This is a genomic window from Acinetobacter sp. SCLZS86 (assembly GCF_021560715.1).
Lineage (GTDB): Bacteria > Pseudomonadota > Gammaproteobacteria > Pseudomonadales > Moraxellaceae > Acinetobacter > Acinetobacter towneri_A.
Genome location: NZ_CP090864.1, coordinates 1,691,966 through 1,713,489, shown reverse-complemented (window position 1 = coordinate 1,713,489; position 21,524 = coordinate 1,691,966). Strand labels below are relative to the sequence as shown.

At 39.8% G+C, this 21,524-nt stretch carries 21 protein-coding genes and 2 pseudogenes; 9 read left to right on the top strand and 14 right to left on the bottom strand.

Annotation, left to right across the window (positions count from 1 at the left end):
- Positions 1-125: 125 nt before the first annotated feature.
- Complete coding sequence (locus LZP46_RS08275; RefSeq protein WP_236093535.1) at positions 126-1,034, top strand: AEC family transporter; 909 nt, start codon at positions 126-128, stop codon at positions 1,032-1,034.
- Positions 1,035-1,062: 28 nt separating this feature from the next.
- On the opposite strand, the gene LZP46_RS08270 is transcribed toward LZP46_RS08275, so the two are convergent.
- The gene (locus LZP46_RS08270; protein WP_236093534.1) at positions 1,063-1,713 is read right to left on the bottom strand and encodes an A1S_1983 family putative colistin resistance protein; all 651 of its coding nucleotides are present in this window, start codon (positions 1,711-1,713) and stop codon (positions 1,063-1,065) included.
- Positions 1,714-1,811: 98 nt separating this feature from the next.
- Between LZP46_RS08270 and ispF the strand changes: the two genes are divergently transcribed.
- Positions 1,812-2,300, top strand: coding sequence for a 2-C-methyl-D-erythritol 2,4-cyclodiphosphate synthase (gene ispF / locus LZP46_RS08265; protein ID WP_019837276.1), 489 nt, complete (start codon positions 1,812-1,814; stop codon positions 2,298-2,300).
- 34 nt (positions 2,301-2,334) lie between these two features.
- On the opposite strand, the gene LZP46_RS08260 is transcribed toward ispF, so the two are convergent.
- The 3 genes from LZP46_RS08260 to LZP46_RS08250 form a co-directional block, all read right to left on the bottom strand.
- Positions 2,335-2,856: a protein tyrosine phosphatase family protein gene (locus LZP46_RS08260; protein ID WP_004973370.1), complete on the bottom strand. Its 522-nt coding sequence runs from the start codon at positions 2,854-2,856 to the stop codon at positions 2,335-2,337.
- 61 nt (positions 2,857-2,917) lie between these two features.
- Positions 2,918-4,009 (bottom strand): 3-deoxy-7-phosphoheptulonate synthase, encoded by a 1,092-nt coding sequence (locus LZP46_RS08255; RefSeq protein WP_236093533.1) that lies wholly within the window; start codon positions 4,007-4,009, stop codon positions 2,918-2,920.
- Positions 4,010-4,177: 168 nt separating this feature from the next.
- A complete protein-coding gene (locus LZP46_RS08250; protein ID WP_236093532.1) occupies positions 4,178-5,065 on the bottom strand; it encodes a sulfite exporter TauE/SafE family protein in 888 nt (295 codons plus the stop codon).
- Positions 5,066-5,283: 218 nt separating this feature from the next.
- Between LZP46_RS08250 and lpxB the strand changes: the two genes are divergently transcribed.
- The gene (gene lpxB, locus LZP46_RS08245; RefSeq protein WP_236093531.1) at positions 5,284-6,459 is read left to right on the top strand and encodes a lipid-A-disaccharide synthase; all 1,176 of its coding nucleotides are present in this window, start codon (positions 5,284-5,286) and stop codon (positions 6,457-6,459) included.
- 31 nt (positions 6,460-6,490) lie between these two features.
- Positions 6,491-6,730, top strand: a pseudogene (locus LZP46_RS08240) (integrase core domain-containing protein); the annotation flags it as partial.
- A gap of 179 nt (positions 6,731-6,909) precedes the next feature.
- On the opposite strand, the gene LZP46_RS08235 reads toward LZP46_RS08240, so the two are convergent.
- A complete protein-coding gene (locus LZP46_RS08235) occupies positions 6,910-8,283 on the bottom strand; it encodes an ABC1 kinase family protein (RefSeq protein ID WP_168417379.1) in 1,374 nt (457 codons plus the stop codon).
- A gap of 143 nt (positions 8,284-8,426) precedes the next feature.
- Complete coding sequence (locus tag LZP46_RS08230) at positions 8,427-8,732, bottom strand: hypothetical protein (RefSeq protein ID WP_236093530.1); 306 nt, start codon at positions 8,730-8,732, stop codon at positions 8,427-8,429.
- 230 nt (positions 8,733-8,962) lie between these two features.
- Between LZP46_RS08230 and LZP46_RS08225 the strand changes: the two genes are divergently transcribed.
- The 3 genes from LZP46_RS08225 (at position 8,963) to aroC (ending at position 11,568) form a co-directional block, all read left to right on the top strand.
- Positions 8,963-9,343: a hypothetical protein gene (locus LZP46_RS08225; RefSeq protein WP_178318689.1), complete on the top strand. Its 381-nt coding sequence runs from the start codon at positions 8,963-8,965 to the stop codon at positions 9,341-9,343.
- A gap of 106 nt (positions 9,344-9,449) precedes the next feature.
- The gene (prmB, locus tag LZP46_RS08220) at positions 9,450-10,460 is read left to right on the top strand and encodes a 50S ribosomal protein L3 N(5)-glutamine methyltransferase (protein WP_236093529.1); all 1,011 of its coding nucleotides are present in this window, start codon (positions 9,450-9,452) and stop codon (positions 10,458-10,460) included.
- Between the two features lie 13 nt (positions 10,461-10,473).
- Entirely contained in the window at positions 10,474-11,568 is a 1,095-nt protein-coding gene (gene aroC / locus LZP46_RS08215; RefSeq protein WP_178318691.1) for a chorismate synthase, read from the top strand.
- Positions 11,569-11,819: 251 nt separating this feature from the next.
- Here the strand turns inward: aroC and LZP46_RS08210 are convergent, their stop codons facing one another.
- The 8 genes and pseudogenes from LZP46_RS08210 to LZP46_RS08175 all read right to left on the bottom strand — a co-directional run bounded on the left by LZP46_RS08210 (position 11,820) and on the right by LZP46_RS08175 (position 17,816).
- Complete coding sequence (locus tag LZP46_RS08210; protein ID WP_004973403.1) at positions 11,820-12,119, bottom strand: cyd operon YbgE family protein; 300 nt, start codon at positions 12,117-12,119, stop codon at positions 11,820-11,822.
- Positions 12,120-12,123: 4 nt separating this feature from the next.
- Complete coding sequence (gene cydX, locus LZP46_RS08205) at positions 12,124-12,225, bottom strand: cytochrome bd-I oxidase subunit CydX (protein WP_004860610.1); 102 nt, start codon at positions 12,223-12,225, stop codon at positions 12,124-12,126.
- Between the two features lie 24 nt (positions 12,226-12,249).
- Entirely contained in the window at positions 12,250-13,395 is a 1,146-nt protein-coding gene (cydB, locus tag LZP46_RS08200; protein ID WP_236093528.1) for a cytochrome d ubiquinol oxidase subunit II, read from the bottom strand.
- A 2-nt stretch (positions 13,396-13,397) separates the two neighbouring features.
- Positions 13,398-14,979 (bottom strand): annotated as a pseudogene (locus tag LZP46_RS08195) (cytochrome ubiquinol oxidase subunit I).
- Positions 14,979-15,170 carry a cytochrome oxidase putative small subunit CydP gene (gene cydP, locus LZP46_RS08190; protein WP_019837291.1) on the bottom strand — a complete coding sequence of 64 codons (192 nt, stop codon included), beginning with the start codon at positions 15,168-15,170 and terminating at the stop codon, positions 14,979-14,981. The pseudogene LZP46_RS08195 and the gene cydP overlap by 1 nt, the downstream one beginning before the upstream one ends.
- A 554-nt stretch (positions 15,171-15,724) precedes the next feature.
- A complete protein-coding gene (locus LZP46_RS08185) occupies positions 15,725-16,333 on the bottom strand; it encodes an OB-fold-containig protein (RefSeq protein WP_236093527.1) in 609 nt (202 codons plus the stop codon).
- 152 nt (positions 16,334-16,485) lie between these two features.
- The gene (locus LZP46_RS08180) at positions 16,486-16,797 is read right to left on the bottom strand and encodes a Rieske (2Fe-2S) protein (protein ID WP_236095192.1); all 312 of its coding nucleotides are present in this window, start codon (positions 16,795-16,797) and stop codon (positions 16,486-16,488) included.
- 14 nt (positions 16,798-16,811) lie between these two features.
- Positions 16,812-17,816 carry an adenosine kinase gene (locus LZP46_RS08175; RefSeq protein WP_236093526.1) on the bottom strand — a complete coding sequence of 335 codons (1,005 nt, stop codon included), beginning with the start codon at positions 17,814-17,816 and terminating at the stop codon, positions 16,812-16,814.
- Positions 17,817-17,955: 139 nt separating this feature from the next.
- On the opposite strand from LZP46_RS08175, the gene LZP46_RS08170 reads away from it, so the two are divergent.
- Together LZP46_RS08170 and LZP46_RS08165 are read left to right on the top strand one after the other, a co-directional pair.
- Positions 17,956-18,405, top strand: coding sequence for a GNAT family N-acetyltransferase (locus LZP46_RS08170; protein WP_236093525.1), 450 nt, complete (start codon positions 17,956-17,958; stop codon positions 18,403-18,405).
- Between the two features lie 151 nt (positions 18,406-18,556).
- A complete protein-coding gene (locus LZP46_RS08165; RefSeq protein WP_236093524.1) occupies positions 18,557-21,496 on the top strand; it encodes an insulinase family protein in 2,940 nt (979 codons plus the stop codon).
- Positions 21,497-21,524: the final 28 nt, after the last annotated feature.

Genomic DNA, 21,524 nt, shown 5'->3' with positions numbered 1-21,524 from the left:
TAAAATAGCCTAAGCAAAACAGGATAAGCACAAAAAAAATCTCTATAATATCCAATAAATTTACTTTATTTATTAAGCAATAATTCAAAAACAATAGCGTAGCAGTAACACATACAGAGCACCCTATGACCCATTTGATTTTTATTGCACTTTTCCCTTTGATTGCCTTAATTGCAATGGGTTATCTCCTTAAGCAGTCACGTATGCTAGATGAGCCATTTTGGAAGGGTGCAGAAAAGTTAAATTACTATATTTTATTTCCTAGCATGCTGTTTTTAAACCTCGCCACAGCAAATGTTGAAGCGAAATCAATCACACAGATTTTGTTGGTCGTGGGGCTTGTTGTGGCTTTGGTAAGTTGTTTGTTATATGCCTTGCGTGGCTATTTTAAAACCCCCGCAGTCCGTTTTGGGGTGTATATGCAAAGCATGGTACGTTTCAATACTTATATCGGTTTGGCTTTGGTCGCAGCATTGTTTCAGGTGCAGGGCATGGCGCTGTTCGCGATTATTTTGGTGTTCTGCATCCCATTGGTGAATGTATTATCTGTGTTGGCTTTAAGCGATACTAAGGCTTTACAGGCGAAGCAAATCCTGTGGTCATTGATGAAAAATCCATTAATTTTAGGGTGTATTGTTGGTGGTCTATATAATTTAGCAGGTCTGACCTTGTGGGAAGGTGCAGAGCATTTTATTCGTCAAATGGCGTTAAGCAGTTTGCCTTTGGGATTAATGTGTGTGGGCGCAGCATTGCAATTTAATGGCTTGCAACGCGATGTGTTTGCATTGGCATTAAACGTATTTGGGCGTTTGTTATTTATGCCTGCTTTGGCTTGGATAATTTGTCAGAGTTTAAATATTCTAGTTTTGGAATCACAAATTTTAGTCTTGTTTTTTGCTTTACCTACCGCATCTGCGGCTTATGTACTTACACAAGTTTTAGGGGGAGATAGTCGTTTAATGGCAACAATTATTAGCCTGCAAACCGTATTTGCCGCTTTAACTTTGCCAATTGTGTTGTGGTTACTCATTTAATTTGTCTAATACAATCTATTATTAAGCATTAATCGTATAAACGATAGATACCCGCAAAGCGTTCACAACCTTTTTGTTTGGTTTGAATTTTTAAGATCGCTTTAGAATAATTAAAGTCGTAGCTACAATCGTGCTCATTGTCGATGATTTTGTTTTTTTGCTCAGGCGTTGTGTAAGCTAAAAAGGCGATGCTTTGGGTTTCAAGGCGGTTATTTGGATTACGATAAGCAATGCCTTCAATTTTAATGCTGTTTTTATTGAGCTGATGAATTTGTAAATGTACGGGCTGCGCAGCAAATTGACCATTTTCATATTTTAAATAATGTTGAGTCATGCTTTGATTCATAGAAGTGAAAAAATTCAGTTGATCAATTCTGAAATCAAATTGCTGAGTGTAACAATTCAAGCTTTTGCATTGCTGTAAGCGCTGTATCCACAATTGCTGGGTGTCTTCTAACAAGCGAATAGGCGCATCACTCATCAAATAAGCTGTTAAATGTTGATCACTTAATTTTTCACGTAATTCTGAGAAATTCTCCGAGCACACCTGCGCTAACTTTTTATTGGATGTAGATCTACAATCAATCACTTGTGCATAAGAGAAAGATGAATATAAACAGCCAAATAACAGCAGTGTGCTTAAGTTTTTGATAAGATGCTTCTCAGATTTCAACAGCATGATCGCTTATACTTTCACTATGTTGCGCTAGGTCTAATATAGCGAAATCGAAAGTATGAATACAAGATTTCAATGATTTATTTCTACAGGAGTTGAACATGGTTGCACAGATTCGTATTGGACAAGGATTAGATGTTCATGCCTTTGAAGCGGGAGATTTTGTGACGCTTGCAGGTGTTCAAATTCCTCATACACAAGGTTTAAAAGCACACTCAGATGGCGATGTAGTACTGCATGCACTATGCGATGCATTATTAGGTGCTTTAGCGCTAGGGGATATTGGTCAGCATTTTCCAGATACCGATCCAAATTATAAAGGTGCAGATAGTCGGGTATTGCTTAAACAGGTCTATCAACTCATTTTAGACCGTGGCTATAAACTGAATAACGCCGATATCACTGTAGCTTGTGAACGTCCTAAACTTGCACCGCATACGCTAGAAATGCGCCAAAGTGTTGCTGATGTATTGGATGTAGAGGTCACGCAAATTAGTATTAAAGCGACAACCACTGAAAAATTAGGTTTTACTGGACGTCAGGAAGGTATTTTAGCAACAGCGACTGTATTGATTTCTCATACAAAATAATCGCATTAGAATTTTATCTATACAATCTGCTGAATTAAGACAGTTCAGCAGATTCCAAAGCTTGTTGTAAATCTTGCGTGGCTTTACGACCTTGTAATTGCAAAGAAACGGCGTGAATTAAGCCTGTCCAAGTTTCATTGGGTTTCCAGATATCATGTAAAAAGTCTTGAGCCGTTGCAATATCCACATCCATAAAATATTGACGATACAAATACATTAAACTACTGACGTGGTTGTTATTGCTGCAATGTACCCACACCATTTGGCTTTCTAATAAATGATTGACCAAATCGAGCAATAATAAACATTGATCAGAGGATGGTGTTTCCCATGAAATTGGCAGTTGAATATAGTTTAGTCCAACATCCAGACAAATTTTGTCTTCATGGGGAAGGGCGTGTTCCGCATCACTTTCAGCCAAATTAATGACAGTGCCAATACCATATTCTTTAATTTGTTTTAATTCTTCAGCCGTAGGCTGACCTGAAGAAAACAAACGCTCATGAATGAACTGGAAATTTTTAATTTGGCTAAGTTGAGTTTCAATGTCATTCATGCGCGCAGAATTTCCTATGCTACAAATAGAAACGCCATCATAAAGATGGCGTTTTTAAATCTTAACGATTCACTAAAACGTCTTTCAATGCTTCATGCATTTCTAGCAAAGCTTTTTCAGTGGTGTCCCAGTCGATACAACCATCAGTCACAGACTTACCATACTCTAAATCGGATAAGTTTTCAGGAATATCTTGTCGCCCCCCTTTCAGGTGACTTTCGACCATAATTCCAACAATAGACTTATTGCCATCTAAAATTTGCTCTGTGATATTTTTTAATACCAACGGCTGTAAGAATGGGTCTTTGTTTGAGTTAGCATGACTGGTGTCAATCATGATTTTGGTGCTGACTTTGGCTTTGCTTAATGCATTTTCAGCATTTGCAACAGAACCTGCATCGTAGTTAGGCTTACCATTCCCACCACGTAAAACCACATGTGCATATGCGTTTCCGCTAGTACGAATCACAGAAACCTGACCTTGATCATTCAGACCTAAGAAACTGTGGCCGTGTTTTACCGATTGCATAGCATTGGTTGCAACCGTTAAGCCACCATCTGTACCATTTTTAAAGCCGACTGGAGAAGAAAGACCAGATGACATTTCACGATGAGTCTGGCTTTCAGTAGTACGTGCGCCAATTGCAGACCAAGAAATTAAATCTTGATAATACTGTGGAGAGTTTGGATCAAGTGCTTCAGTTGCACATGGCAACCCTTTTTCATTTAACTCAAGTAAAAGCTTACGACCAATACGCAAACCTTTTTCAATGTTAAAAGAGTCATTCATGTCTGGATCGTTAATTAAGCCTTTCCAGCCCACTGTAGTACGCGGTTTTTCAAAATAAACACGCATCACAATGTAAAGAGAATCTTTTACTTTTTCGCTTAATTCTTTTAAACGATCTGCATATTCATGTGCAGCAACAGGGTCATGAATAGAACATGGACCAATCACCACAAATAGACGCTTGTCTTTACCATCTAAAATATTGCGGATTGTTTCACGACCACGAAGAACGGTTTGATAAGCATTTTCAGTTAAAGGTAACTCAGTTTTTAATTCTGCAGGAGTCACGAGTGGCTGAATACTTTCAATATTCACGTCATCGATGTCTGATTGTGTAAGAGGATTAGACTGTAAAGTATTCATTGCCGTCACTGGTTTGATGATACAAAAGATTGTTTAATAGCCTGAATATAACATGAATTTCACTATATTTTGTTATAAAAAGATGAATACTTCTTTAAAAAATAAGTGATGAATCGGGTAGATAAATTAAACGGTCTGTTTTGGCAAAATTCTGTCAGATAAAGCTCATTATTGGCTGGCTTGTGCTTCAGAAACTGCTGTTGCAGTTTCTGGCGTGCTAATCGGTTTTGTTTTCACAGGATTAACCATAAAGTTAATCCCGAGAATAAATAAGGTAATTCCTAAAACCTTACGAATCACTTTTTCAGGTAAACGTGAACTAACTAAAGTCCCCACCACAATTGCAGGAATCGAACCTACTAACAACCAACCCAATAGGTGAAAATCGACATTGCCTGAACTCATATGACCTAAACCTGCAACCAAGGTGAGTAAGACAGCATGCACGACATCTGAGCCGATAATACGAATCATGGGTAAATTCGGGAACATGAGCACCAATGCCATGATGCCAAAAGCACCAGCACCCACTGAAGAAAGTGTGACAAATACACCCAGTACAACTCCCATAATCACAATCAGGGCGCGCTTATCTGCAGCTTGTAGTTTAACCTTTTCAAGGTCCTGGGTCATATCGGGCAATTCTTGTTTACGGTGTTTATTAAAAAACGATTCAATTTGACTGCGAAACATAATTGAGATGCCAGTTAAGGTCAACATAAAGCCCAATACCACGGTCAGTACCATTTTATAATGGGTAGATTGGCTTAAATAATTCTCTAAAACCCAGTGGGTCGCAAATGAAGCAGGAATACTGCCCACTGCAAGCCAAATCACAATGGGCCATACAATATTCATTTTTTTGGCATGAACCAATGAACCGCAGAATTTTGAAATGGCAGCATAGAGTAAGTCTGTCCCAATTGCGATATGCGGTTCAATTTTAAACAAGCTGATCAGGATGGGAGTCATCAGCGAGCCGCCACCCACGCCAGTCACACCCACGCAGAAGCCGACCAATACACCTGCCCAAATAAACTCAATAGGACCAACCATGAAGATATGCCGAAGTCAAAAAAACGTGAATATATTATGACTTTTGGCAATAAGCTGTTGTCATGATTAATGATTTACTTATTCTTAAAACAGATATAGTCAATATAGAAAATCTGCGCAAAAATTACAGATTCATTCCACGGCTTACTTTCTGTTTCTTACAAAATAATGTGGCTATGCTAAAATTCATATCCATTAAAAGTTAGAGGATAAAACGCTTGCAAAATCGGAAACTTAAAATTGGTATCGTTGTGGGAGAAGTATCGGGTGATACTTTAGGGGCACAACTTATGCGACGTTTTCGTGAGCAAGGCATTGATGCAGAGTTTGAAGGCATTGGTGGCCCGCAAATGATTGCGGAAGGTTTTAAAAGTTATTATCCGATGGATATTTTGTCGGTAATGGGCATTGTTGAAGTACTGAAAGATTTGAAAAAACTCTTTGCGGTTCGGGATGGTTTGGTCGAAAAGTGGAGCCAACATCCTGTTGATGTCTTTGTTGGGGTTGATGCACCCGATTTTAATTTACGTCTTGCCAAAAGTTTAAAACAGAAAAACTTGCCAATTAAAACCGTGCAATATGTTAGTCCTTCGGTATGGGCTTGGCGACAAGGTCGAGTGCATGGCATTAAAGCCAGTATAGATTTGGTACTGTGTTTATTTCCGTTTGAAAAAGCTTTTTTTAAAAAATGGGATGTGCCTGCAGCCTTTGTTGGACATCCTTTGGCGAGTCAGTTGCCGTTGGAAAATCCAATTGCTGCAGCAAAACTCGAATTGGGTCTAGACCAACAGCAACAATATATTGCACTTTTGCCCGGTAGTCGACGTGGTGAAATTGAGCGTTTAGGGCCGTTAGTTTTAGATGCGGCTTATATTTTGACGCAAAAATATCCGCAGTTTACCTTTTTAATTCCTGCTATTAATGATGCACGCAAACAACAAATTGAAGCGTTACTACAGACTTATCCGACCGCATTACAAGACAAAGTGCAGTTAATGGAAAATCGTGGCACAGAATCTAAAATTGGACGTCAGGTGATGAATGCGTCCGATATAATTGCACTGGCTTCAGGCACGGCGACGCTAGAAGCAATGCTATTACATCGTCCAATGGTTACGTTTTATAAGCTGAATCGGATCACGTATTGGATTGCGAAACTGTTGGTGAAAATTCCTTATTATTCATTGCCAAATATTATTGCAGGTAAAAAGGTGATTCAGGAGTTAATTCAGGAGGATGCAACACCTGAGCGTTTGGCAGTAGAAATTGAAAAGTTAATTGATATCGAAACAGCACAAATTCAGGTGATGCAGCATATCACTATGCATAAGCAATTATTGTCCGATAACAGTGAAGACCCTGCGCAAGCAATTTTGGCAATTTTAAATCGTTAAACAGTTTAGTCAGCGATTGATTCGCTGTTTTCAAATCAGTATGGATGGTAAAGGTCGATGGGTAGATAATGTGATGGTTGAACGATTATGGCGGAGCGTTAAATATGAAGAGGTGTATCTCAAAGCTTATAGCAGTGTCACAGATGCGAAAAAGCAATTGAGTGCATATTTTGAGTTTTATAATCTGAAACGACCTCATTCGAGTCTAGACAAAATGACACCCAATGAGTTTTACTATGATCAGCTACCCCAACAAAACAAGGTGGCTTAACTAGAGCGACATATCACTTATAAATACGCTTTTAGTTGTTCAAACAAGTGGGGCCACCTCTTATTATTTTTATAAAGATGTGCGCTTTTGAAATAAATTGACCTAAATGACAATTGTATCGGGGCACAACAATCATTTAGGTCTATAAAACAGCTTTAATCGAAGAAAAAAGTTGGGACTTAAATAAACTTTTGAATCATTTTACGGACATTGGTTTTTGCATCAATCACAGTCATAAAGGTGTAGGCACCAATGAATTTACGGCTAATAAACATAAATTCTTTAGGCGGCACGCTAAAGTAACGTGAAGCCATAGACTTAGATGCCTGTTGCATGACTCGGCTATGTAACTGACTTTTTTTCCAGTCATAGCGAGAGTGTTCATCCATTACGCCAGCAGGTAAGTCACGGTTATTGTCTAGGTGACTAAAGGCTTCTGTGGCCAGTAAAAATACTTTGGCCATATCGGGTTTAATACTTTCAGGAATACTGTCAAAAAACTCGTAACCTGTCATAGCATTCACCATCATTTGTGGGTCATGGTAATAACCCGCCTTGATCAAATTACGTGCCACAGTCAGCAAGTGCTGGTCAAATTGACGGATAGCACCGAAGTCGAGCAGTACGATTTTATCGTGAATATCTTCACCATTACCCAAGCGAACCAAGTAGTTGCCAAAGTTCGGGTCGGTTTGCATTTCGCCCCATTCAAACACTTCACGCACCGCAATTTCTAAAGAAGCTTCGCCCAATAGATTACGGCGTTCTTGTGGCAAGGAAAGCATCACAGGGCTGTTAATTGGCACACCACGTTCAAAAGTCATGCACAGCACTTGATCACTGCAGTATTCATCTACAATTTGCGGCACGATATAACGTGGATCATCTTTTAAACGTGCTGCAAAGCGACGTGTCGTGTCTGCTTCAATTTGATAATTCACCTCACGGTGCATCATCTCACGCACTTCATCAAACCACTGATCAAATTCGCGGGTTTGAGGAACCATGCGGGTTAATTTGAGCATGTTTTTGAATAGACTCATGTCTGAGTCTATTGCATCTGCAACGCCTGGGTATTGAATTTTTAATACCAACTCCAAACCATCAGACTTGCGTGTAGCACGGTGTACTTGCGCTAAAGAGGCTGTGCCTAAGGGTTCGTGATCAATAGTCAGATCATCTAGTTTTGCACCCAATTGTGCTTGTAATTGCTGTTTAATTGCAGGCCATGCCAAAGCAACAGTTTGGTTATTCAGTGTGTTGAGTGCTTGTGTGATTTCTTCAGGTAAAAAGTGTTCGCCATACAGCGCCATCATTTGGCCAATCTTCACGATTGAACCTTTTAATTTTCCAATTTCCGCCACCAAATAGTCGGCTTGCTCTTTCATGGCTTTTTTGCGTTTACGTTCTTTTTCTTCTTCGCTAGAAAACATGGAAGTGGCATTGGAAGCTGCCCAGCGTGTTCCCGCCAGTAAGGATGCTTTTGCGATGGATAAGCGTCGATCCATAGAGGAAGTCTTGAGTTGTTTAAGCTTATCGTTCTGATCTGACATTAAAATCAATCCTTAAATCAGCAATATGCAGGAAAATTAGATTGTAACGGATATTACCGTGTCTTAACGTATTAAAAAAGTTCAACTTGCTGAACGTCGAGTTTCCTCGTGAAAAAAGTATGAAAAACGGCTTAAAAGTACTTTTACATCCGATATTGCACTTTGGTTTCGGCTTTTTTCATCAATTGCGCTTTGTTGTCTTGGATAAATTTGAGAATCATCAATTTTACAGAATCGTGTAAAAAACCGTGTGCATAACCCTTTACAATAATCACGCTGGGCAAACTAAAAAACAGATATTTGGCATCATCTAATGACGAATTTTCAAAAATGCCGTTTTCAATCAAAATTTGCTGAAAAAATTGTTTTTCAATCAATACCGCATCGGAATGGTTGTCATTCCAGTAGCTTTGGCGCATGGCCATTAAATTATTGTGTTTGTAGCTCATAAGGCTGAAAGCTTCATCTATAAAATGAGTAATTCAATTATTGGGATGTCGTCACATTTTTCAATGATTGTTGTTCATTTATCATCGACTCAGCTATAAAAATCAGGGGATTGACTATATGCTTTTTAACCTGAATCTTGTAGCATCAATGCAGCAATTTGGGTTTTGTAAAATTATAAAATATTGAAAATTTACCGCGCTTTAAAAACAGACTGCGCTCAGGGGGAAATATGAAAGTTTGGACATTTACACTATTGGGGATGCTGACTTTGGGTACAGCTCAAGTTTGGGCGAATGGCGTTTCACAAGGCTATACGCAATGTATGAACAATAGTTATGGCAAAATTTCCCAATCGCAAAAATGTATTAAAACTGAGCAAAAAGCACAAACCAAACGACTCAAAAAACATTATAAAGCCTATGTAAAGCGCAGCGCAGGCAATGCCAGTAATATTCAACAACAGCATCAACTTTGGGAAAACCGTGTAAAACAACGCTGTTATTTATCGACTCAAAGCGATTTTGCCGCATTACAACGTGCACAATGTGTTTTGCTGCAAACAGCAGAGCGCGCTGATTATTATCAAGGTCAGTTTGTGGGAATCAAATAAGTAAAACCATAGTAAATAAATTACTTGGAAACTGCTTAAACATTATAAAACCGAGTAAAACAGGGTATTATAAAGCGTTTTATAATTAGACCTTGGAGCGCCTTAAGTGGATCGACCGACAATTAGCCCTGAACATTTGCAGGAAGCTGCTGAAAACCTATCAACTATTCGTGATTTTATCCGTTTTGGGGTTACAGCATTACGTCAATACGATGCACATTTAGGTCAAGGTACAGAAGATTATTTTGCAGAAAGCTCTGCATTGGTATTGCAAACTTTGTCTTTAGACTGGAATGCAGACCCAGAAATTTTAGATGCAAAATTATTGCCGAGCGAAGCAGCTGAATTTTTAAGCTTGCTCGAACGTCGTATCAATGAAAAAGTACCAACTTCTTACTTATTAAACTTGGCGTATTTCTTCGGAAAACCATTTTATGTAGATGAGCGTGTTTTGATTCCACGTTCACCTATTGCCGAGCTAATTGAAAATCGTTTTGCGCCATATTGTCTAGATGAAGAAGGTCAAATGCGTGAAGCAGATAATAATTTACCAGCCAATGCTGCGCCTAAAACCCCACAACGTATTTTGGATATGTGCACGGGTTCAGGTTGTATTGCGATTGCTTTGGCTTATGCTTTTCCAGATGCTGAAGTCGATGCAACTGACATTTCAAAAGATGCTTTGGAAGTCGCACAAATTAACTGTGAACATCACAACAAACAATACCAAGTGGCGTTGCTTGAGTCTGATTTATTTGCCAAAATTCCAGCAGAAAATCAGTACGATTTAATCGTATCTAACCCACCGTATGTTGATGCCGAAGATATGGCAGATTTACCTGAAGAATTTCACCATGAACCAGAATTGGCATTGGCAGCAGGGCAAGATGGCTTAGATTTAGTGCGCAAAATGCTGGCGCAGGCTGCAGATTACCTCACTGAAGATGGTCTGATTGTGATTGAGGTGGGCAATTCTGAATGGGCAATGAAGCAGAATTTCAATACGGTCGATTTGCACTGGTTAAAATTCCAAAAAGGTGGATCAGGCATTTTTGCACTGACTGCAGCACAATGTCGTGAATACCGCGATTTATTTATTCAATCTGTTCAAGCATAAGGAGTCGTTGGACATGGCAGGCAATAGTATTGGGCAACTCTTCCGTGTAACGACTTGTGGCGAATCTCATGGCGTAGGGCTTATGGCCATTGTAGATGGCGTGCCACCAGGCATTGAACTGTCTGCTGAAGATTTGCAAAAAGATTTAGACCGCCGTAAACCTGGTACATCTAAATTTGCGACACAACGTAAAGAACCCGATGAAGTAGAAATTATTTCAGGTGTTTTTGAAGGTAAAACTACGGGAACGTCGATTGGTTTATTAATTCGTAATACTGACCAGAAATCTAAAGACTACGGTAATATTGCACAGACTTTCCGCCCTGGACATGCAGATTATACCTATACGCAAAAGTATGGTTTCCGCGATTATCGTGGTGGTGGACGTTCAAGCGCACGTGAAACAGCAATGCGCGTTGCAGCAGGTGCAATTGCAAAAAAATACCTGTTCGAAAAATTTGGAATTGTGATTCGTGGTCACGTCACTCAAATTGGTACAGAAAAAGCTGAAAAGCTAGATTGGAACGAAGTACCAAACAATCCATTTTTCTGTGGCGATGCCGATGCTGTACCACGTTTTGAAGCTTTGGTAACGTCTTTGCGTGAACAGGGTACAAGCTGTGGTGCAAAACTGGAAATTGTGGCTGAAAAAGTTCCTGTGGGTTGGGGCGAACCTATTTTTGATCGTTTAGATGCCGATATTGCCCATGCCATGATGTCTATCAATGCTGTGAAAGGCGTTGAAATTGGAGATGGTTTTGCAGTGGCAGCGCAGTTTGGGCATGAAACCCGTGACGAACTGACCACTGACGGCTTTTTGGCGAACCATGCAGGCGGTATTTTAGGCGGTATTTCTAGTGGTCAAGATATTCGTGTTGCGATTGCTTTAAAACCAACAGCCAGTATTACTACACCTGGTAAAACCATTAATTTAAACCGTGAAGATACGGATGTACTGACCAAAGGACGCCATGATCCTTGCGTAGGTGTGCGTGCAACGCCAATTGCAGAAGCTATGCTTGCGATTGTATTGATGGATCATTTCATGCGTCATCGTGCGCAGAATGCCGATGTGGTTGCACCGTTTGCACCCATTGAGCCGAAATAACAATATGCTTTAAGCAAGGTGCATAATCATTGCCAAGTGCGAAAATATGTTGTGAAAAAAGCCAAACCGTAGTGTTTGGCTTTTTCTGCCTGAGTTTTGAGCTTAGTTCTTCTTTTAGATTGTAAGTTTCAAAATTTTATACGCTGTTTTATATGGTGAACATGCAGAGGAATGATCTGCGGCTCCTAAATATTAAGCCAATAAAAAAGAGCGCATATTGCGCTCTTTTCAAGGAATTTATTTACACCTCATTAAAGAAACCAAGTGTAATAACCCCAAATCATCAACGGCCATGCCACAAACGGGCTAAAGAGCCATTTCCAAAACCAGAAGCGTGGAATGAAACCAACGCCATGAACAAAGCCACCAGAAATACCAATCATAATAAACATCATGGCGCGGTGGCTGTATTCACCGTTGGCATCCAGCATTGCTGCTGGATGTAGAAGCAGTACAGCTGCGAGCGGGAATGCCAATAAACATGAAATAACCATCGCAATTTTGTTAGGTTTTTGAACTGTTGTTTCAGCGTTCACTGCAGTGTCTGTCATCTATTTATTCCTCGTCAAGGTCTTGATGAGATTCAATATACAGGGCACTCAAGACACCTGCAAAGCATGCCATCAGAATACCGAGAATCCATGCAAAGTACCACATAATTTATTCTCCTTAGACACAGCCTTAGTAAAGGCTGTGTGAATTCTCTTTAATGTGCTTGTTGGTGATAACGCCCCACATTTTGTAGTAACACCAAGTGGTGTACAACAAAATAATTGGTACGAAGATACATGCTGCTACAGTCATAACAGTTAATGTGTTTTTACTAGATACCGCATCCCACATAGTCAAGCTTGCAACAGGGTTGAGGCTTGAAGGCATTAAGAATGGGAACAGTGCAAAACCAGCAGTTAAAATTGCACCGATTACCGCTAAAGATGAACCAGTAAAACTCAAACCTGCCTTGTTTTTACCAGCTGCAAGAATAATCAAGATACCGCCCAAGATGCCCATTACTGGCGCAATCATGGTGATTGGGTAAGTTGAGTAGTTATTCATCCAACCAGGGTTACCATTGGTTAAAACTTCTTTAGCCAATGGATTCGCAACGCCATTTGTGTCGTATGGAGTAACAAGGGTATAACCTTCGATACCACCGAAGTATAACCATGCACCTGCACCTAAGAAACACACAAGGAACACAATGCCCATGATTTGTGTTGCTTTAGCAGAGCGTGCACGTAAGTCACCATCTGTACGAAGCATTAACCAAGCACCACCATGCGCACAAAGCATAGACAAGCTCACTAAACCACATACCAGAGCGAATGGGTTTAATAACGCAAAGAAGTTACCTGTATATGTTGAACGTACAGTTTCATCTAGGGTAAATGGCACACCGAGGAACATGTTACCAAAAGCTACACCGAATACTAATGCAGGAACTGCACCACCTACAGCTAGACCCCAGTCCCAAGATGTACGCCACTTGGTGTTTTCAAGTTTTGAACGGTAGTCAAAACCGACTGGACGCAAGAACAGGGCAAATAGGACTAAGAGTAGTGCCCAGTACATGCCTGAGAATGCAGTTGCATATACCATAGGCCATGCTGCAAATAACGCACCACCAGCAGTAATGAACCAAACTTGGTTACCATCCCAGTGCGGTGCAATCGTGTTGATTGCAGCGCGGCGTTCTTCGTCATTTTTACCTACAAATGGCATGATTGCCATTGAGCCCATGTCGAAGCCATCTGTAAGGGCAAAGCCAATTAGTAGTACACCAACTAGCACCCACCAAATGATTTTGAGTAATTCATATTCGATCATGCTTAAGCCTCCTCATTGGCTTTTTTCGCAGCTTCAAGTTTCTCGAAGTGGTATTTACCAGTATGAAGCGAGCTTGGGCCTAGACGTGAGAATTTGATCATCAAGTACATTTCAATAATCAGCAATACGGTGTAGAACGCAGCCAATGCAATAATTGAGCCCCATACGTCACCTGTGCTGAGTGAAGATGCAGACAAGTGTGTAGGAAGTACTTCACCAATTGTCCATGGTTGACGGCCAACTTCTGCAACATACCAACCTGTTTGCGCAGCAATCCAAGGTAATGGTAATGAGAATAAAGCAAATTTTAATAACCATGGTTTGCTTTCAGCATTGCGTTTCGCAACTGCAAAAGTTGCAAGAGCGAATAACAATAGCATTAAGAAACCAGAAGCAACCATTGCACGGAATGCCCAGAACAAGCTTGGTACGTGTGGAATAGTGTCCGCAGCAGCCATTTTAATTTGTTCGTCTGTTGCATCTACAACGTTTGGCGTGTATTTTTTCAACAATAAACCGTAACCCAAGTCTTTTTGAGTTTGGTCAAATGCAGCCTTCAGTTCAGGAGATTGATCGCCCGCACGTAATTGCTCAAGTTGTTGATAAGCAACCATACCGTTACGGATACGCAACTTCATGGTTTGCGATCAGGTCTTTAATACCAGTCACTTCTTCAGTCACAGAACGCGTTGCAATAATACCCATAACATAAGGAATTTTGACTGCGTAATCTGTGGTTTGGGTTTCTTCATTTGGAATACCAAATAAAGTGAACGCTGCTGGCGCAGGGTGAGTATCCCATTCTGCTTCGATTGCAGCGAGTTTGGTTTTTTGAACATCACCTAATTCGTAACCTGATTCATCACCAAGAAGAATTACAGATAAAGTAGATGCTAAACCGAAAATTGCTGCGATAGCGAATGAACGACGCGCAAATGGTAAGTCTTGTTTTTTCAATAAGTAATAGCTTGAAATAGCCAAGACGAAAATTGCACCCGTTACATAACCTGCTGAAACAGTGTGTACGAATTTAACCTGTGCAACAGGGTTGAAAATCAATGCCCCGAAGTCAACCAATTCCATACGCATGGTTTCGTAGTTAAAGGTTGAACCCACTGGGTTTTGCATCCAGCCGTTTGCAACCAGAATCCAGAGTGCAGACATGTTAGAGCCAAGCGCAACTAACCAGGTGACACATAAGTGCTGTACTTTGGAGAGGCGATCCCATCCGAAGAAGAACAAACCAATAAAGGTTGATTCTAAGAAGAAGGCCATTAAACCTTCAATTGCGAGTGGTGCACCAAAGATATCACCCACGTAGTGTGAGTAATATGCCCAGTTCGTACCGAACTGGAATTCCATGGTTAAACCAGTCGTAACCCCTAAAGCGAAGTTAATACCGAAGAGTTTTCCCCAGAATTTAGTCATATCTTTATAAATTTCTTTACCAGAAATCACATACGTGGTTTCCATAATGGCAAGAATAAAAGCTAGACCTAAAGTCAGTGGAACAAAAATAAAGTGATACATCGCGGTCATTGCGAATTGGAACCGCGAGAGATCGACCACGCTTTCAGAAATCATCAACGTGTCTCCTTGATTGAGGAAGGACTGCTGGCTATACGCTCAGCAACTTGTGAATCAAAATTTTGAGGGATCGTTGGGGCATCAAACCAAATGTTTTTGATAACCATTAGCAACACGACCTTAATAATTAAAATGGCCGTGAGCTCACGAACAACTTTTCTATTTAAATCTTTAGGTACTAAGCTCACTTTTTATAAGCCTATTTTTTAAACTGTGTTTTATATTATTAAACAAAAACATACAAAAAAAAATAGCCAGCACAATTAAAATGCAAATATATTGTTAAATTGTTATAAAACAATAACTTGTTTTTGAGTATTACAGAGAATAAATGGAGCAAAGTAGTATTTTTTAAACTTGACAGAAACACTTGTAATTAATTATTTAAAATCTGACTAAAATGCTTATATTTTAAAAAAGCAAATCAGACTAAATTGCTATGAATAAAAATCAATCTAAAAATAGCAATAAATTAGAGATATTATCAGCTAATAATTATTCTCATTGATTTGTTAAAGTTTAATGACGATTCCGCCTATTTTTTTATTTTCCTACAATGTAGTGGTGCTTTGTCTTTGGCTTAGTCTAGGGTAAACAGCATTTTTTCATAATGATTTTGTGTAAATATTGTTCAGATCACATGAAATGTATCGTTTATAAACAAACAGATTGTGTTGAGTTTGAGTGAAAAATTTTAACTTTCTTAGGTCAGCATGATTGGTTTTAAATCTTAAAAAATAACTTATTGATTGCTAAATAAGTTATTTGATGGTGAAATTTTTTTGGCAAGATAGTGAGATCTTTTTTTGCGAACAATAATTATTTGAGCTTGAAATTCAAGTTCACCAAATTCAGGTTCAACCTGCACATAATGCAATTGTCCAAACTCATCTCGCACACGAGCTTGTGCAGAAAAACCAGGACGGGCATTGCCACTTGAAATTGTGGCCAAACGTCCGAGCAAATCGACTTGGCGCACGCTGTATTTAGGTTTGATAACTTGGTCTAAACAGTGAATCATGAAGACTGTAAAAAAGATAGCAATAATAAACGCTGGAAAAATAATGTAATATGCAGGAACAAAATGCTGTTTTTGTGAGTAAATGAAGAACTGTAAAAAATATCCTGAAACACTGAAATTCATCAGTAAAAATACAAAAATCAGTACTTTAGAAAATTTAACATCTAAAAGCGGTGATTCTGTAATCCGTTGTGAAAATGCACGTTTGAGCAACTGACTTGGACGAAAATTAAAGTAATAACCAATCGTTTCGGCAGTGCTGAGTAGCAATAAAACAACCAGGCTGAGATGAAAGGGCATTAAGTTCAAATCAGATAAAAACTCATGCATGCGCTAAACTCGCGTGTTGAAATATTTATAGGTGATGTTATTAGATGCAGATCATTGCTCTAACTCTGCTTAGAGAGCATAGATAAATGATCTGGTTTTGTATAGAGCTAAGATTTGGAACTTTTCGCTTCTTTCTGAAAGTTGCAAAAAAGTTAGTCGTTAATTAAGTAAATTCCACCATCTGAATGAATGCTGATCTCGACTTTCTCGAGTGACTGACCTAAACACGGACCAGAAATACATTCGCCCGTTTCAACTAAAAACAACGCGCCATGTGTTGAGCATTCAATATATTCTTGGTCGCGGTCTAAGAACTGGTTTTCTAAAAATTCTAATTCCACTTGTAGGTGTGGGCAGACGTTTTGATAAGCGTAATACATGCCATCACGTTGGGTGATAAAAATTGTGTCACCATTTGGCGTTTCGTAGGCACGTGCTTCTCGCTCAGGAATGTCTTCCATCATACAAATTTTATTCATTATGCAGATTCCTTTTGAATGTTATGCAAAAGTTTAGCGTAATCTTTTACCGCAAGACGAGGGCCGAATTGAGCAACCACTTCACTTGAAATCAGAATGGCAAGTTGAGCTGCAGTTTGGAAACCTAAACCTGCATTGAGTGCATACAAGAATGAACCGGCAAAGGCATCACCGGCACCGTTGGCATCAACAGCAGTAACTGGACGGCCTGGTACAGAAAATGTGTTGTTGCCATCATAAATTAAGGCACCTTGTGCGCTCAATGTAATGACAATGTATTTACTTTTTTGTTTTAACTGTTCTAAAGCAGCTTCGGCTGTTTCTGTACCTGTGTACATCATCGCTTCTTGTTGGTTGCAGAAGATCAAGTCTACGCCATCATCTAGTAACTCATCTAAACCTGCACGGGCATATTGCACCATGGCTGGGTCAGATAAGGTCAGTGCAATTTTAACCTGATTGGCTTTGGCAATTTCACGCGCTTGTTTTACCGCAGCACGTGCAGTATCACTAGTAGATAAATAACCTTCGATATAAAGCCATTTTGCTGTTTTAAGTGGGTCAAAATCAATTTGTGTTGCAGAAAGTTCTGCAGTAATGCCCAAGTAAGTGTGCATGGTACGTTCAGAGTCATCACTCACTAGTACCATACAAGTCCCTGTAACACCTTCACTGACTGATTTGGTTGTGGTGTGAATACCTGCTTCATTTAAACCTTTGAGGTAAATATCACCCAAATCATCGTTACCAACACGGCAGGCATAGAAGGCTTGACCGCCCAAAGCACTAAATGCAACGGTGGTATTTGCAGCAGAACCTCCTGAAGCTTGGCCTTTATGTCTTTGCGTTTTAATTAAGTTGTTGTATAAATTTGCTTGTGTTTCACCATCGGTTAATTGCATAGTACCTTTTTGCAAGCTATGTTGAATGAGGAAGTCATCCGAGACTTGAAATTCTTGGTCAATTAATGCATTACCAATTGCAAAAAGGTCAACAGTTGCCATGTCTTTAAATCACAGTCAAAATTAAAAACACTAAGTTTACACCAATGCTCAGGATTGCTGTAGTTTCATGAATAAAATTCGGCTGATTGAAGGTTGTTGATGAAAAATAGGGGTTTAGCAGAGTTATCAGGAAGGTGAGATGAACATCGAAATTAAAGAAGCACAAGAGTTACCAACGCAAATTCAGACTTTGGCCAAACATGCTGCTCAAGAAGGCTTTGATTTTGTCAATCGTTTAATTGAAGAATGGGAAAGTGGCAAAAACCGCTTTAATCAGCCTGGTGAGTTTTTATTGTTTGTTTACGATGGTGATCAATTGGTTGCATGTGGTGGCTTAAACCAGCAATGGAATGAGCAAGATATTGAAAGTCGTATTGGACGTGTACGTCGTTTTTATGTTTTGCCAAATTATCGTAAACATGGCGTAGGTAAACAGCTCTTGCAACATTTAGAGAAAAAAGCACGTGCTAATTTTTCGGCGTTGTGTTTAAACACTGATACCAAATCGGCAGCGCATTTTTATCAAAAACAGAATTATGTGTATGTCGAAAATCATCCAAACTATAGTTATTTTAAATACCTGATCTAGTTTTGCTCATGCTACAAGCAGCAGTGCAGGCAGCATTTTGTTGATACTTTGCAAATTTCAATCAATTTAGTCGGGTTTTCAACGTGAATTATCTAAAGAACTAAAGCTATAATGGCTTTAGTTTTTTATTTGCTTATTTTTAGGAGATCACATGACTGTAGATGTCACTGAAACCATTTCCCAGACTGTACATCCTGCGTTTCAGTTGGTACGTCAACACCATGTTGAAGCCTTAGACATTTTAGTGTCTGAATATAAACATAAAGTTACAGGTGCGGTGCATTATCACTTAGCGACAGAACATGATGAAAATGTATTTTTAGTCGCATTTCGCACTCAGCCGATGGACTCCAAAGGTGAGGCACATATTTTAGAACATACTGCGTTGTGTGGTTCTGAAAAATTCCCTGTACGTGACCCGTTCTTTTTAATGATTCGTCGTTCTTTGAATACTTTTATGAACGCATTTACTGCGGCGGATTGGACGGCCTATCCATTTGCGACACAAAACAAAAAAGATTTCCAAAACCTGCTTGCGGTGTATATGGATGCGGCTTTTGCAGCCAATTTAAATCCTCTCGATTTTGCTCAGGAAGGCATTCGGATTGAGTTGGAAAATGGTGAGCCTGTTTATAAAGGTGTGGTCTTTAATGAAATGAAAGGTGCAATGAGTTCGCCATCCGATCAGCTTTATCACCAATTGGCTTATCATTTATTCCCTGAAACGACCTACCACTACAATTCAGGCGGCGACCCGAAAGATATTCCAGATTTGACCTATCAAGAATTGGTAGATTTTTATAAGTCACATTATCACCCAAGTAATGCGGTATTTATGACTTTTGGCAATACGCCTGCATACGATTTACAAGAACAGTTTGAAAAATTGGCTTTGGCGAAATTTGAGCAGGGCGAAACGCTGTATTCTAAGCCTGAACGTCGTTTAACTGCGCCAGTGACAGTGACTGAAAGTTATGCAGTCGATGCAGAAGAGCTTAAAGATAAAACGTATCATGTTTTGGCGTGGTTATTGCCTGAAGCGAGCGATATTAAATTACGCTTAGGCATGCGTTTGGTTGAGGGTGTTTTACTCGAAAACTCGGCATCACCACTGCGTCATTATTTGGAAACTTGGGCGCATGCACAATCTACTGGGCCATTGATGGGGGTGGATGATTCCAACTTTGAAATGACCTTCTTCTGTGGTGTGCAAGGTTCTAACCCTGAACACGCAGCTGAATTTCAGGCGGGCGTTCTAAAAATTTTACAAGACGTGGCTGCACAGCCTGTGGATACGGCTTTGGTCGATGCAATTTTGCATCAAATTGAATTGCATCAGCGTGAAATTAATGGCGATGGTATGCCATACGGTTTGAGCTTGATTTTAAATGGTTTAAGCAGTGCCATTCACCACAATGACCCAATTCAGGTGTGGGATGTGGATACTGCAATTGAACAAGTCAAAGAAGAACTTAAAGACCCAATGTGGTTATCGCAATTAATTCAGACGCATTTAATTGATAACCCGCACCGTGTGCAAATGATTTTGATTCCAGATGCAGAAAAATCGGCCAAAGATGCTGCACTTGAAAAAGCACGTTTAGCAGAAATTGCCGCACAACTCACTGATGCGCAAAAAGCAGAAATTGTCGCGCAAACGGAAGCTTTAAAAGTCCGTCAAGATACGCCAGATGATTTGAATTTATTGCCAAAAGTTGGTTTGGAAGATGTGCCTGCAGCGTTGCATATTGTGCAGGGTGAGTTGCGTGAAATTATCTGCAACCGCATTGATTATCCTTTAAATTTATATCATGCAGGGACCAATGGAATTTACTATCAGCAAGTGTTGATTCAAATTCCTGATGAAATTGTACAATCACCATACTTTAATTTACTGTCTATTTTAATGGGCGAAGTGGGTGCGGGTGAATACGACTATTTAGAATTGCAACAGCTACAAACCGCAGTCAGCGGTGGTTTGGGCATGGGCGCATCTTTACGCTCTAAAGTCGATGACAAAAATCAGATCAGTGCATGGCTCACCTTAACCACCAAATCATTGGTGAATAATCTTGAAGCTATCCGCTTGCTGAAACTGGCATTTGAGCAATTACGTTTTGATGAAAAAGATCGCATTATTGAGTTGTTACAACAACGTAAAACCCGTTGGCAGTCACGTTTATCGGGTTCTGGGCACAGTTATGCTATGCAAATTGCAGGGCGTCATCACAGTGCCTTGGCGCTGCGTGATTACAACAATACAGGTTTGGGCGCATTAAATTGGTTGGCAGACTTGGTTGCTAAAATTGAAAAAGATGCAGCGGAATACGAGAAATTGATTGCTGAATTGCAATTGATTCACCATAAATTACTGCAAGCACCTAAGCAATTTTTGTTAGTATGTGAAGAACATCAATCCGATCGTTTGGTCGAAGAAGTTCAAGAAGTTTGGGATAAACTTATTGTTGCAGAAAATCCTGCTGCTTTAACTCAAGTTCCTGTAGATCATTCAACGCAAGATCAGGCATGGTTGATTCAAGCCAATGTGCAATTCTGTGCGGCTGCGTATCCTGCGGTGGAAGTGTCGCATCCTGATGCTGCACCTTTGATGGTATTGGCTGCATATTTGCGCAATGGTTTCTTACACAGCGCAATCCGTGAAAAAGGCGGTGCTTACGGTGGCGGTGCAAGCTACGATGGCAATGCATGTTCATTCCGTTTTTACAGTTATCGTGATCCACGCTTGGCAGAAACTTTCGCAGACTTTGAAGCGAGTATTGATTGGTTATTTAATGCAGAGCAATTGCCGCATCAACTAGAAGAAGCGATTTTAGGTTTAATTGCTAGTATGGATAAACCAGGTTCGCCTGCAGGTGAAGCGATTACTGCATGTTATGCATTATTGCACGCGCGTACACCCTCATTCCGCACAGTATTACGTGAGCGTTTATTGGCGGTGACTTTAGACGATTTAAAACGTGTTGCGGAGCAATATTTGCGTCAGCAGCAAGCATCTAAAGCCGTAGTCGCACCTGTGTCAAAACGTGAAGCATTGCTCGAACTTGGTTTTGAAATTAAACAAGTGAACTGATACGTGAAATAACAACGAAAACTTAGGG

Excerpts from the sequence above, each read along its gene's own strand:
- LZP46_RS08275 (WP_236093535.1), top strand. The coding sequence starts at position 126 with ATGACCCATTTGATTTTTATTGCACTTTTCCCTTTGATTGCCTTAATT.
- LZP46_RS08270 (WP_236093534.1), bottom strand. The coding sequence starts at position 1,713 with ATGCTGTTGAAATCTGAGAAGCATCTTATCAAAAACTTAAGCACACTG.
- ispF (WP_019837276.1), top strand. The coding sequence starts at position 1,812 with ATGGTTGCACAGATTCGTATTGGACAAGGATTAGATGTTCATGCCTTT.
- LZP46_RS08260 (WP_004973370.1), bottom strand. The coding sequence starts at position 2,856 with ATGAATGACATTGAAACTCAACTTAGCCAAATTAAAAATTTCCAGTTC.
- LZP46_RS08255 (WP_236093533.1), bottom strand. The coding sequence starts at position 4,009 with ATGAATACTTTACAGTCTAATCCTCTTACACAATCAGACATCGATGAC.
- LZP46_RS08250 (WP_236093532.1), bottom strand. The coding sequence starts at position 5,065 with ATGGTTGGTCCTATTGAGTTTATTTGGGCAGGTGTATTGGTCGGCTTC.
- LZP46_RS08235 (WP_168417379.1), bottom strand. The coding sequence starts at position 8,283 with ATGTCAGATCAGAACGATAAGCTTAAACAACTCAAGACTTCCTCTATG.
- LZP46_RS08230 (WP_236093530.1), bottom strand. The coding sequence starts at position 8,732 with ATGAGCTACAAACACAATAATTTAATGGCCATGCGCCAAAGCTACTGG.
- LZP46_RS08225 (WP_178318689.1), top strand. The coding sequence starts at position 8,963 with ATGAAAGTTTGGACATTTACACTATTGGGGATGCTGACTTTGGGTACA.
- aroC (WP_178318691.1), top strand. The coding sequence starts at position 10,474 with ATGGCAGGCAATAGTATTGGGCAACTCTTCCGTGTAACGACTTGTGGC.
- LZP46_RS08210 (WP_004973403.1), bottom strand. The coding sequence starts at position 12,119 with ATGACAGACACTGCAGTGAACGCTGAAACAACAGTTCAAAAACCTAAC.
- cydX (WP_004860610.1), bottom strand. The coding sequence starts at position 12,225 with ATGTGGTACTTTGCATGGATTCTCGGTATTCTGATGGCATGCTTTGCA.
- cydB (WP_236093528.1), bottom strand. The coding sequence starts at position 13,395 with ATGATCGAATATGAATTACTCAAAATCATTTGGTGGGTGCTAGTTGGT.
- LZP46_RS08185 (WP_236093527.1), bottom strand. The coding sequence starts at position 16,333 with ATGCATGAGTTTTTATCTGATTTGAACTTAATGCCCTTTCATCTCAGC.
- LZP46_RS08180 (WP_236095192.1), bottom strand. The coding sequence starts at position 16,797 with ATGATGGAAGACATTCCTGAGCGAGAAGCACGTGCCTACGAAACGCCA.
- LZP46_RS08175 (WP_236093526.1), bottom strand. The coding sequence starts at position 17,816 with ATGGCAACTGTTGACCTTTTTGCAATTGGTAATGCATTAATTGACCAA.
- LZP46_RS08170 (WP_236093525.1), top strand. The coding sequence starts at position 17,956 with ATGAACATCGAAATTAAAGAAGCACAAGAGTTACCAACGCAAATTCAG.
- LZP46_RS08165 (WP_236093524.1), top strand. The coding sequence starts at position 18,557 with ATGACTGTAGATGTCACTGAAACCATTTCCCAGACTGTACATCCTGCG.